Origin of the sequence: Pseudanabaena yagii GIHE-NHR1, assembly GCF_012863495.1 — a bacterium.
Lineage (GTDB): Bacteria > Cyanobacteriota > Cyanobacteriia > Pseudanabaenales > Pseudanabaenaceae > Pseudanabaena > Pseudanabaena yagii.
On sequence record NZ_JAAVJL010000001.1, the window covers coordinates 2553628 to 2566562 of the forward strand.

Genomic DNA, 12935 nt, shown 5'->3' on the forward strand with positions numbered 1-12935 from the left:
AATCTCGCTTAATTATTAACTTTAATTTACAACTAAATTAATCATGTCAACATATTCTAATACCACTACAAAGCCCGTAATTATTAGTCAGTCTAATAAAAAACTGGAAAAATTACAATTCGTTTTTGTTAGTTCTTGTGCAGCTTGGGGTGGCAGCGAAGATCTATGGACTAAATCGGCTAGATTTTTGAAAAAGCAAGGTTTTACGGTTCATGCCTTGAAAAATGGGGTTCCCGAACATAAATACGTCCAAGAATTAAAAGATGATGGAATCGAAGTAAAGAATATTTGCATTTTAGTTGAATTTCTCCGTAAATTAAGGTTTTTGCTAAATCTGCAATTTGTTTACAAAAGTATAAAACTCCTCAAATTTTTTAAACGTAAAAACCTACATCAGTTATTAAAAAATAGGCTGGTAGTGATAATTTCTCAAGGAGATAATTTTGATGGTATAGGAATTGCTAAAGTTTTTCTAGCGCTGAATTTGCCATATATTATTATCAGTCATAAGGCATCTGATTCTATTTGGCCATGTGGTAGGAAACGTCAAATAATGCAAGATGTGTATAGCAAAGCTAAATTTTGCTTTTTTGTTTCCCAACACAATTTATCCTTAACAGAAGCTCAAATAGGTTTTAGGTTGAATAATGCTGAAGTTGTCAGAAATCCTCATCAAGCAATAATTTCAGAAGCACTGCCGTATCCAAAAATAGAAAATGATACTTTTAAAATTGCTTGTGTTGGAAGGTTGTGGATTTTAGATAAAGGACAAGATGTTTTATTAAAAGTTTTAGCTCAAGATAAGTGGCAAAATCGTAATTTACATGTCTCTTTTTTTGGAGAGGGAGTTGATCAAGAGGCACTACTGGATATGTTAAGACTTTTGAAACTAGAAAATGTTAGTTTTCACGGATTTATCAATAATATTTTAGATGTTTGGCATCATCATCACGCTCTAATTATGCCATCTCGTGCAGAAGGGTTGCCTATAGCTTTAGTGGAAGTAATGATGTGTGGCAGACCAGCAATTGTTACAGATGTAGGAGGTATGTCAGAAATTATAGAAGATGACACTACAGGTTTTATAGCTACCAGTGCTTGTTTTCAAGAAATTGACAAGGTTCTAGAACGAGCTTGGCAACGTCGTTATGAGTGGGAAAATATTGGCAAGCAAGCATCTATGTCTATTAGAAAGCTAATCCCCCCCAACCCTGAACAAGTATTTGCACATAAGTTAATTCAAATATGCCGAGATTTGAATTAATTGTTCATAACTAATGATTATTTATAACAATTATTCCAGTAATTAAATGCTAACTGAAACTATCTCATCCATTAGTAACCCTTCTCAGTCTCAACAGCTAGGGGGTTTTGTATTTATTAGTTCTTGTTTTGATGTCTGGGGTGGTAGTGAAGAGCTTTTCGGAGCTACTGCCAAATGTCTCAAGCAACAAGGACATGAGGTGTATGTCTTCAAATTACAAATCAGTACTCATCCTCGAATTTTAGAATTACAAGCTGCTGGAGTTAAGGTAATCGCCCTTAATTCTTTACGGTTTCTGAAGGTCAAACATCTTGCTTTCATATCTATATACTATCTAGTCAGACTACTGAGTTTTTTACCTATACCTACAAGATGTTATTTTATTCACAAACAAAGTTTGATGTTACAAACCTTAAAACAAATAGAACCTTCCTTAGTAGTAATTTCCCAAAAAGACAGTGATAATATAGATCCACAACGAAGTTTTCTTTTGCATACCTTGAGGCGGATAGAACCTTCCTTAGTAGTGATTTCCCAAGGAGACAATTTTGATGGAGTAAAATATGCAGAAATTTGTCTGGAACTTAATTTGCCATATACAATTATTAGCCAAAAAGCATCAGACACATTTCTGCCATATGGGAACCTACGTAGAATGATGCAGGATATGTATCGAAAAGCAAAATTTTCCTTTTTTGTTTCTCAGCATAATTTATCCTTAACAGAATCCCAAATTGGCTATAGTTTAACTAATGCTGAAGTTATCAGAAATCCACATCGAGCGTTAATTCCAGAAGCGTTACCTTATCCACTAATAGAAAACGATTGTTTTAAAATAGCTTGTGTAGCGAGGCTATGGATTTTAGATAAAGGACAAGATATTTTATTAAAAGTCTTAGCTCAAGATAAATGGCAAAATCGTAATTTACAAATATCCTTTTTTGGGGAGGGGATTGATCGAGATGCTCTAATGGATATTTCCACACTTCTGGGGATTAAAAATGTTCGCTTCCATGGATTCGTCAATAATATTTTGGATATTTGGCATCATCATCATGCACTGATTATGCCTTCGCGTGCCGAAGGTTTACCCATAGCTTTGGTAGAAGCAATGATGTGTGGTAGGCTAGGAATTGTGACAGATGTAGGGGGTATCTCTGAGGTTGTAGAAGATAATCTAACTGGCTTTGTGTCTAAGGGAGCATTTTTTACAGCAGTTGATGAAGCTATGGAACGAGCTTGGCAACGGCGTTATGAGTGGGAATATATTGGTAAGCAATCTTCTATATATATTAGAAAGATTATCCCTCCCTATCCAGAAAAAATATTTGCCGATAAGTTGATTAAATTATCTAACTCGCAGAGGTGGAAATGATAATGGAAAAACTTTTTTTTAAGCATAAAATCGCTATATTCTAAACTTTTAAGAGCAATTGATGAATAATTTTAGAGTAAACAATCCATTATTCATGCAATTTCAAAAGTTAGTTACTATCATCCGCGCTAATGAATGGTGGGCATTTAAGGGAGCGCCAGTATTAGCTACAGCATATGCTACAGCTTCAATCTTCAATATTCCACTTTTATCGTTATGGAATTCACTCATATTGCTTTTGATATCTTTATCAGTAGTGGCAATTTATGCCCATCTGCTCAACGATCTATCAGATCAAGATGAAGATTTAATAGCGGGTAAATCTAATGCTCTAGTCGGTCGGTCAAAATTATTCAAGGTCATATCTATAGTATCGTGTTTATTTTTTGGGGTCTTGTCAATAAGTTTAGGAGATCTAATTAAATTACCTTTAGCACTTGCTATTTATATCAGTAACTGGCTTATTTTCTTTACTTATTCAATTCCACCTATACGTTTAAAACAAAGGGATATTTTAGGGGTTTTAGCTGACACAATTGGAGCCCATTTGCTGCCAAATTTGTTTGCAGTAGTTTGGATTGCTCATGTGTCTGAACGACAGATCCCATTATTATGGATAACTTTAGTAGGCACTTGGTCGCTAGCATCAGGTTTGAGAGGAATTTTCTGGCATCAAATAAAAGATATTGAGAATGATCGCTTAGCTGGAGTCAAGACATTTGCTGTTCAAACTTCCGTCAAAACACTACACTATTTTGGTAAATGGATTGTTTTCCCAATAGAAGTAATTGCTTTTACTGGTATGTTGCTTGTTTCTAATAACTTATTAGCTGGAGTTTTTCTGGCATTATATTTAGCAACAGTATGGCTAAGATATTATTTTTGGAAAATTTATACCGTAATTGTTTTGCCATTCGCCAATCGCAGTACAATTCTTACGGAATATTATATCTTGTTTTATCCATTAGCTTTTTTAGTGATATCAGTTTGGCATAATTGGCTTAATGTGATTATTTTAATCGCGCATTCTGTACTTTACTTTAATTGTTTATGGATATGGAGTAGAGATTTTTATGTATTATTTCGATGGGAAATCCCAATTTACCTCAACAAGTTGCAAGTTGCAAAAAAGTAAATTTCATAAATTATCGTAGTTCAATCAACTAGTCGAGTTTTATCGACAGCAAGTTCAATATAGGGTTATATGCTAGAGAATAGTTTAAAATATCATGAGACAACTGTTTGATAATTCAACATTGCAAAATAGTTTTCTATCTACTGGCTATGTTCAAGTTCCCATACTCTCTGCCAGAGAAGTATCCTACTTGCTCACAGAAATTGGGAAATTGTGTCCTGATGATAACTTTAACCCACCATCAGGCAAAAAATATCGGACTTCTTATCACTGCTCTTTTCTTGATAAGAACTTGGACTACAAACGTCAGGCATTCAGCTTGATCAAAGAGGTCTTTAATCCCTATTTAAAGCGTTATATGCCAGACTTCGAGATTGTCAATGCCAACTTCTTTGTAAAGCCGCCTCATAGTGGAGCAATGGCAATTCATCAAAACTGGACGGCGTTGGAGCTTGAGGACACCACAGTTACCCTGTGGTGTCCTTTACAAGATGTAGATGCTCACAATGGCGGAATTCACGTTGTTCCCGGTAGTCATAAGATTATTCCTCACATTGAAAGTGTTATGTGTCCGCCCTATTTCAAAGACTTTCAAAAAGCCCTGATGGAAAAATATCTTCAACCAATACCGATGAGGGCGGGTGAAGGGCTGATATTTGACGATGGACTTATCCACTGGACACCAGTGAATAACTCTGAGGTAGCAAGAATTGCTGTCCAAATTTTTTGTGTGCCAAGTGAATCTACACCCTTTCTATATTTGTTCAATCAGGATGATCCAGAATACTTTGAGAAAATTGAGGTGGATGAAGAGTTTTTCCTATCTCAGTCAATAACCGAATATGATTGTCCGTCAGCCCCACTGGAAAAGTCTGGGCTTTGTCGAGAACAAGAACCGTTATATTTCTGAAGAAGAATTTATTGAACTCCTCAAAAAAGGAGACGAAATCCGCCAGAAAATCTATTTTCCGAACACAAATCCTAACTCGTGAGTAATTACCATGCGAAAAATACTTAATAATGAAACCCAAAATAGCTTGTTGATCAAAAGAGGTTATATTCAACAGCAAATTTTGTGCGAATCCGAAATTCAGTATTTGTTGGATCAGGTTCGTAAAGTCTGTCCTGAAAGTGATTTTCAGCCCCATAGCGATGCTTCTTCACACCCCTACATTTTTTCCAGTTATACACATACTCAGAATCTACGCGAATTTGGTTCCAGGATTGTACAGGAAGTTCTATTCCCTCACGTTGAGCAAATTTTTGACAACTACCGTATGATTAGTTGTGGATTGTTTATTAAGGCTCCAAAAGGTGGATGGCTTGACATTCATTATCATCACCAGATAATCATTGATGTAGAGAAATATTGGCTGATGGACATCTGGTGTCCTTTAATCGACACAGCCGTTGCTAATGGCACGTTCCATGCTGTTCCAGGAAGCCACAAAATCTTTCCAAAAATCATTCATCATACGGACGGTTACGGTCCTTTTTTTCAAAATTATACCCAAGTTATTAGAGATATATACTCAATTCCGCTACCATCAAAGGCAGGGGAGGCGGTCATTTTTGAAGATAGTATGCTGCATTGGTCGCCGAATAATATGACAGACTACCCACGATATGTTATTCACTGTACCTGTATCCCAAAAGAAGTTACACCCGTTCATGTGTATTTTGATCCTAAAGCTCCTCAGCAGTTTGAATTGTATGAGGCAACAGATAAATTTTTAACCAAAACTGTCTTTGGTAAATCATTACCGAGACCCAGCGATCTAAAACTGCTGGCAATTATCCCTAACAATAATCACGCCTATACTCTGGAGGAGTTTGAGGAGCGAATGCAGAATCCTGATAAAATTCGTCGCGAACTTTATCCCAATACTCCTAATATTTCTGAGGAGGAATTTCTTGAACTCCTTGAGAAGGAGGAAGGAAGAAATTAGCCCAAAAATCTACTCTCCGAACATAACTTTTAACTAGGAAATAATTACTATGCGAAACATACTTAATAATGAAACTCAAAATAGCTTGTTAACAAAAAGAGGTTATATTCAGCAGCAAATTTTGTGCGAATCCGAAATTCAGTATTTGTTGGATCAGGTTCGTAAAGTCTGTCCTGAAACTGATTTTCAACCCCATAGTGATGCTTCCTCACACCCCTACATTTTTTCTAGTTATGCGGCGGTAGATTCTGAGTATCTGCGTGAATTTGGTTCCAGGATTGTACAGGAAGTTCTATTCCCTCACGTTGAGAAACTATTTGACGGCTACCGCATTATGAGTTGTGGATTATTTATTAAGGCTCCAAAAGGTGGATGGATTGACATTCATTATCACCACCAGATAAACATTGATGAAGAGAAATATTGGCTGATGGACATCTGGTGTCCTTTAACCGACACAGATGTTTCTAATGGCACGTTCCATGCTGTTCCAAAAAGCCACAAAATCTTTCCAAAAATCGTTCATCATACGTGTAGTTACGATCCGTTTTTTAAAGATTATACCCAAGTTATTCGAGATAAATACTCGATTCCGCTACCATCAAAGGCAGGGGAGGCAGTCATTTTTGAAGATAGTATGCTGCATTGGTCGCCGAATAATATGACAGACTACCCACGATATGCTATTCACTGTATGTGTATTCCCAAAGAAGTGACACCTGTTCATGTCCATTTTGATCCCAAGGCTCCCCAGCAGTTTGAATTGTATGAGGCAACAGATAAATTTTTAACCGAAACTGTCTTTGGTAAACCAATACAGAGACCCAGCGATCTAAAACTGCTGGCAATTATCCCTAACAATAATCACGCCTATACTCTGGAGGAGTTTGAGGAGCGAATGCAGAATCCTGATAAAATTCGTCGCGAACTTTATCCCGATATTCCTGATATTTCTGAGGGAGAGTTTCTAGAACTCCTTGCGAAGGAGAAAGAAATCAGCCATAAAATGTACTCTCCGAACGAAACTTTAAACTTGTCAGCAATGAACCCAGAGATGAGGGTGAGTTTGAACGATACTCAGCAGAAAGTAATAACATTAGGGATAGCAAAAGTGCCTTCAGTTCTGACTCGCATTGCTTCCACTTGTATGGATATTCTAGGTATGAAGGCTCGATCAACAGCAAAGGTGCTGTCCAATCCTCAGACATCAAGTGTAATTCGTAAAGCCGGCACTCCGATTAACCGACATAAGGTTGCTGATGTCACCAATTACTACAACGAGTGGACTCAAAGCTATATCGAGGGCTTTGGAGAGGTTTTTCAGGGTTCAAGACCTGAATCAACGGATGAACTACTCGATTATATTATTGGCTCGGCTCAGTTAGAGGATGGTATGACAGTGTTAGATGCTGGGTGCGGTGTCTGCGGACCTGCCATTGGGTTTGCTGAACGTCGAAACTTAAGAATTGAAGCCGTCACACTTTCCGAAGTTCAGGTCGCGGAGGGGAAACAACGCATTCAGGATCGAGGTCTGCAAAATCACATTAATGTGAGGAAAGGGGATTTTCACCAACTTGCAAAAATTTATCCACCTGCCTACTTCGACCGAGTTTTATTTCTGGAATCACTGTGCCACGCTGAGGATTATCGAGAGGTTCTCCGTCAAGCAAAAAAAGTACTGAAGCCAGGTGGGTGCATTTACATTAAAGACTTTTATGCGTCAGATTACCGTTCCAGTCCCCATCTGCTCGAAGTGCAGGCAGAAGACCTGCGTGAGTTGAATCGAATTTACTGTCTGATTATGCCAGACCTTACCAGTATGGTAGATCTAATCAGTGAGTTAGGATTTGGGATCATTTATTTGCGAGAACCCCAGTACACCTATTCTCCAGCAGCTTGGGAAAACTTTATGCGGCATACCAATGTTTTCTGGCTTCCGAAATTAGATAACCCAGAGCGGGCAGTCATACGACCGATAGAAATTTTTGCGTACAATTATCATTGATGACTAGACACTACTAATTAAGTTGGCATTGAATAATCAAGCCATACAACAAATGTTAAATTAACGAACATCTTATCAAATTAAGATGTTTCACAAATTTGATAAAGCCAAGTATGTAAGTAAGTTTATTATGCCAACTTACTTAACTTCAAAATATGAAAAATATTCGTCACGCTTTCAGAGATTCAGTCCTTCAAGAAGAGTTCTCAAACAATGGCTATGTGGTTGTAAATTTGGCTGAACCTGGTGAATTAAAAAATTTGGCTGAGGCTTATCAATATCTCTATCCAAACAAAGAGCAAGGCTGTGTATTCTCATGTCATGATACTGATTTTGTGCGTAAGTTAAAGGCACAAAACCTTCTTCGTCATGTGATTGGGGAAAAGGCACTTAATTTGTTTGATACTTGTAAATTCGTGAGTGGAGCGTTTGTTGCCAAGCACACTGGAGAGACCAGTGTTGTTTCTCCCCATACTGACTTGACCTTTGTTGACCACAAGCAGTACTCAGCCATCGCTGTCTGGACTCCTCTTACGGAACTTACTTCTGAAGCGGGACGGTTACACATATTGGCAGGATCTCATCATTACACACCCCTGTGTGGGTCAAATCTTTATAGTAATTATACAGACATTGCAATCTCAAGTATGACTGAGATTGACCTAGAAATCGGACAGGCTGTCTGTTATGATATGCGGACGATTCATGCATCCCCTGCCAACAAATCATTGTCTCCCCGAATTGCTGGAAATTGTGTCCTTATCCCAGAGGAAGCTGATCTATGGCATATAACCATGCGAGATAGAAAAATTCTGATCTATTCCGTTGACAATGATTTCTACATCAGACGGGGTGGTGATGAGGCAAGCAATCAAGAGCTATTGAGGAATTATCGAGTTATTCATTCTGAACCGTTTGAATCAGATTTACTCGTTGAAAGCAGTCAATGGAATAATTCTCAACCCTTTGGTTTCTTTCAACGGGTAATCAAGCGGTTAGGCATTGTTTGAAAAGTCATTTTTCAAAGCTCCTTCTAGCTAATTTAGGTAGTCCTAAAAAGGAAAGGATTTATTTTGGTAAGGATGGGCGGCGCGAAGCGCCGCCCATCCTTACCTATTTAGCACTACCCTAATTTACTGTGATTTAGACTAAAGACAGCCAGAGGAGACCTTAATCTGTCAAGAGAGAGAGAATAAAGAAGTAAACAAAATCTTCTACAAGATTATGCAAAAATCTATCGGTAGCATTTTTGTATAGAGTATTAGTATCTCTTTGCTAAACGGAGACTTCACCGAACTTTAACCCAATTAAGAGAGTTTTTTAAAATCTTTCCGACTTTTTAAACATCTTCTTAAACCAAAAGAATTTTCGCTTTTCCGTTTGTAATTGCTTGTTAAATAATTTTTTACCATACTCATAAATTTCTCGATCACATACTGTCAACTCATCTATTTGCTTGATGACATCGTCAGGGATTGTTCCAGATTTCCGATAGGTTAAATTCCCTAATGCTAAATTTTCAGGTGATACATTTTCTCGTGGCAGATTTTTAGGAGTAGATATTCCTAAAGAATTACAAATCAAGTGAGCCGAATCATTAAATTGTTCCATTATCCCCACAACTTCCATTGCGTCGAGTCTTTGTTTAGCCTTATTGAAGATTTCATTTATATCTAATAGTCCAGATGATAATTGTTGAGCAATAATATTCTCAATGAAGATTTCTTTACTCTTATCAAGTGTATCAAGTGAGCATTGCGAAACACCTAAATACTCATTCAAATCTATATCGCATCCCAGATAACAACTTTGCTGTTCTTTCATACTTGGCATAAGATTAAGCATCTCTCTAATATTAGTACACTTCAATAGTTCGCTGATATCACTCTTGAGCTTGAGATCTTCAACTTCATCCAACGCTAATGGATTAGAAGCAAACTTTTTTACCACAATCCTTTTTATAAAAAGGCAATTTGAAACTGTTCTCTCAAAAGGATCTCGCAACATAGTAATAGAGGAAATTTCTTTATCTAGCAGACTAAACAGACCTGTTCCCCAATGACCTGCAAAGCATTTGAATTGACTAATTTCCTCTCTGCTCATTTGTAACAGTTGTGATAGCGAACAATTGAGTTGTGAGCCTTGAGGGTAGGAGCAAAGAATTAATTGACCTAAGGAAGAACCAGCAGTTTTGGGAATATGCAGAAAATAAATCGGAGGCAGCTTGTGTTTCATCATAAAAAGTCTAAAAACAATAGAATAGTAATTTCTATTCCCATTGTACTGGAATATGAAATAGGCATTTAGAACTTCGAGAAAAATTCAAACTAGGGTCTGCCAAACCTTTAACCTCAAAGCTGTAAAGTTGATCCCTGATCCCTTTTCTTCCTAAAATGTCATGGGTGTCATAGTCCACAACATATACTTCTAACTGATATTTTCCTGGGAGGAGAGGCAATTGATTAATTGTGCATCTAAATTCATTTTGTCCTGCTTTTATTTGATAATGCTGATCTCCATAAATCCCAGTCATATTTGCCATCAGAAAAAGTTCATCTTTTCTTAAAGCAAAACCAATAAGAATTGGGTATTTATCAAGTTGTGAATGACAAGTTAATTGAATTTGAACTTGACTACCTGGAAAAATTTCTTTCCCATCGGTGGCAACTACCTCCACTTGTTCAATTTTAACTGTACCAAATTTTTCTCCTGTTATTAAATCTTCATCTTTATTGGCTTGTTGGGATAGATTATTGTCTATTGACTGGGAATAACTCTGTTCTATCAATTCATTGTAAGTGTGAATTATCGTATCTGGTTCGCCTGTGTCATATACTTGTCCCTGATTCAAAAGAATGACACGGTGACAAAGTGATTTAATTTGAGGTATTTGATGAGAAACCAGTAGTATAGCTCCACCCTTTTCAACATAGTCTCTCAGATAAATTTGAAACTTCTGCTGAAAGCGAATATCTCCTCCCCCTAAAGCTTCATCTATGATAAAAATATCTGGATGCAGTTGCGTATAAATAGAAAATGCTAACCGCAAGCGCATCCCTGTACTGTATGTACCCACAGGTGCGTCAATAAAGCTTTCAATACCTGAATAATCAATAATATTATGAATATTTTTCTTAATTTGCTGTTCATTAACTCCATACATTGATAATTTGTTGTAGATGTTTTCTCTTCCTGTTTGCACAGCATTTAATCCAGATTGATTGTCTATCATTACCACTTGATTGGTATTCCATCTCACCTCACCCAAAGTAGGGCGCAAAATTCCCGTAATTAAGTTAATTAATGTACTTTTCCCTGCCCCATTATGTCCAACTAATCCCAGTACTTCCCCAGCTTTTAGTTGTAGATTGACATCGTAAAGAGACCAAAATTCCCCCTGGCGAAGATAATTTTCTCCTTCTGCTCTGCGACGAAACTCCCAAAAAATATCCTGAATTGTATAACGTAATGCTAACTTGGGATCACTGCAAAATCGTTTTGATAAATGATTTACTTCTAATAGTATTTTTGCCATGATTAAGCTAGAGATCTTTCAATTATATGAGGTAAACACAGGCGGCAAAACAACCAACTTCCTAACATCAATAATATTGTTAGAGGCATTAATAGAAATAAAGCCAAAGGATTAATTGAACCAACACCATAAGTTAAAAATCTTACAGCTTCAAATATGTAAGTTAAAGGATTACATATTTGCACGAAGTAAAGCCAAGTTCCTGGTTGGATGACGACAAAGACAGGAGTAACGAGAAATAGAACCCAAGGAAAAACCTGTATCACATTTTCTAAATCTTTAGTTAAAGAATTACAAGGAGCTAATAATAAACCCAAACCAGAACCTAATCCAATAATTAATATAATACCTAATAGCGCTAGAATAAATGTTATACTAGGAGTAATATTAAAAACTAACAAAATAGCTACTAACACTGGAAATCGCATCAAAAAGCTAAAAGTAGACTCTGCTAAACCAGCTATCATTATCCCTTCTATAGGGATTTTTTGTCGGGCTAATAAGTGAATGTATCGCGTAAGAGAACTACACTGAATATTCAATGCTTCCAGAAAGGTCTGTGCCATAACTACTCCAAAGACACCATAAACTTGAGGTGGAACTTGCCCACCAATTAAAATCGGAATGCGATCTCGCTGTCCCAATGTCAGTAATATAGCGACTAAAGCTGAAGGCACAAAAGCCCAAAATAAGCCAAGAGATGAATAACGATAACGTTGGGCTATATTTTGTAAAAACAGACGCTTGGCAAAGCCAGATGAGGCTTGCAAATCCAGCCATGCACCTGCCAGAAATGTTCTAACTGAAAATAACTGACTTCTAGCGCTATTAATCTTGACAGGGTAAGATAAATCGCTACTACTTTGTTGAGACTGAGGATAAAGTAAATTCATACTTTTTCTCCCATAACTTTAGAATCAAATTCTAGCCTAGATACAGCGCTTTGCAATTACGTAAAACCCAGAAATATTTTTGAAAGTGCTGGGCACTGGTCAGTTAAATCGTGAGGGAGTGAAAGCCTCGTAGTGATAGCAACTCCAGAATCGAAATCGGACGATGATATAGCCCGATCGTCTTAGCAGGAGTCTTATTCTTCCCTGAGCCCACATGAGGTCTCATCCAGTTGTGAACTAATCGTTGTAAGGTAACCGTCCAGGCGTAATCTGCTCAAGGGGATTCGGGGTCAGGGGACACTCGAAAAAGAAAAACCACCCATCTTCGGCATGATTCAACGCGGTGGTGAAGTGGTAATTCGCATGTTAGAAAACGTGCAATAACGCACTATTGAGTCTCTGATTAAAGCAACAATTTCTCTTGGTACTTTGGTTTACACTGACGAATATGCTATTTACACCCCTTTACAAGCTTATGCTCACAAAACTGTTTGTCATGGCGCGGGAGAATATGCAAGAGATGAAGATGGGGAAGGCTTTTGCGAGGTTCACGTCAATACCATGGAAGGCTTTTGGTCGCTTTTGCGCTCTTGGTTACGTCCTCATCGCGGTATTTCTCAAGAAAAGTTGCCTTTGTATTTGATGAGCTGCTTTGAGTTTGTTCATAATGCATAAGAGGATGGGTAAAACTTTGCTAAGCGCTTTGCTGGACTCTCTACTTTCTTGACCTCCCCGATTCTCCTATTGAGCCAAGCTAAATTAGCCCAAAAACTAAGTTT

Annotated in this window: 11 protein-coding genes and 1 pseudogene; 8 read left to right on the plus strand and 4 right to left on the minus strand. The window is 37.4% G+C overall.

The window, feature by feature from the left end; genetic code table 11:
- Positions 1-43: 43 nt before the first annotated feature.
- The 7 genes from HC246_RS11680 to HC246_RS11710 all read left to right on the plus strand — a co-directional run bounded on the left by HC246_RS11680 (position 44) and on the right by HC246_RS11710 (position 8738).
- Positions 44-1264 (plus strand): glycosyltransferase family 4 protein, encoded by a 1221-nt coding sequence (locus tag HC246_RS11680; RefSeq protein WP_169363536.1) that lies wholly within the window; start codon positions 44-46, stop codon positions 1262-1264.
- A gap of 400 nt (positions 1265-1664) precedes the next feature.
- A complete protein-coding gene (locus HC246_RS11685) occupies positions 1665-2639 on the plus strand; it encodes a glycosyltransferase family 4 protein (RefSeq protein WP_211167690.1) in 975 nt (324 codons plus the stop codon).
- A gap of 61 nt (positions 2640-2700) precedes the next feature.
- Positions 2701-3774 carry a UbiA family prenyltransferase gene (locus HC246_RS11690; protein ID WP_169363538.1) on the plus strand — a complete coding sequence of 358 codons (1074 nt, stop codon included), beginning with the start codon at positions 2701-2703 and terminating at the stop codon, positions 3772-3774.
- Between the two features lie 94 nt (positions 3775-3868).
- Positions 3869-4684, plus strand: a complete 816-nt coding sequence (locus HC246_RS11695; RefSeq protein WP_169363539.1) for a phytanoyl-CoA dioxygenase family protein — start codon at positions 3869-3871, stop codon at positions 4682-4684.
- Positions 4685-4775: 91 nt separating this feature from the next.
- The gene (locus tag HC246_RS11700) at positions 4776-5723 is read left to right on the plus strand and encodes a phytanoyl-CoA dioxygenase family protein (RefSeq protein ID WP_169363540.1); all 948 of its coding nucleotides are present in this window, start codon (positions 4776-4778) and stop codon (positions 5721-5723) included.
- Positions 5724-5772: 49 nt separating this feature from the next.
- Entirely contained in the window at positions 5773-7728 is a 1956-nt protein-coding gene (locus HC246_RS11705; protein ID WP_169363541.1) for a methyltransferase domain-containing protein, read from the plus strand.
- 233 nt (positions 7729-7961) lie between these two features.
- A complete protein-coding gene (locus tag HC246_RS11710) occupies positions 7962-8738 on the plus strand; it encodes a phytanoyl-CoA dioxygenase family protein (RefSeq protein WP_169363542.1) in 777 nt (258 codons plus the stop codon).
- A 310-nt stretch (positions 8739-9048) separates the two neighbouring features.
- On the opposite strand, the gene HC246_RS11715 is transcribed toward HC246_RS11710, so the two are convergent.
- The 4 genes from HC246_RS11715 to HC246_RS26380 all read right to left on the minus strand — a co-directional run bounded on the left by HC246_RS11715 (position 9049) and on the right by HC246_RS26380 (position 12382).
- Positions 9049-9966 carry a sulfotransferase family 2 domain-containing protein gene (locus HC246_RS11715; RefSeq protein WP_169363543.1) on the minus strand — a complete coding sequence of 306 codons (918 nt, stop codon included), beginning with the start codon at positions 9964-9966 and terminating at the stop codon, positions 9049-9051.
- A gap of 31 nt (positions 9967-9997) precedes the next feature.
- Entirely contained in the window at positions 9998-11263 is a 1266-nt protein-coding gene (locus HC246_RS11720; protein WP_169363544.1) for an ABC transporter ATP-binding protein, read from the minus strand.
- Positions 11264-11265: 2 nt separating this feature from the next.
- The gene (locus HC246_RS11725) at positions 11266-12156 is read right to left on the minus strand and encodes an ABC transporter permease (protein WP_169363545.1); all 891 of its coding nucleotides are present in this window, start codon (positions 12154-12156) and stop codon (positions 11266-11268) included.
- 103 nt (positions 12157-12259) lie between these two features.
- Positions 12260-12382, minus strand: coding sequence for a hypothetical protein (locus tag HC246_RS26380; protein ID WP_263972468.1), 123 nt, complete (start codon positions 12380-12382; stop codon positions 12260-12262).
- A 35-nt stretch (positions 12383-12417) separates the two neighbouring features.
- Here HC246_RS26380 and HC246_RS26920 point away from each other — a divergent pair.
- Positions 12418-12883 (plus strand): annotated as a pseudogene (locus tag HC246_RS26920) (IS1595 family transposase); the annotation flags it as partial.
- Positions 12884-12935: the final 52 nt, after the last annotated feature.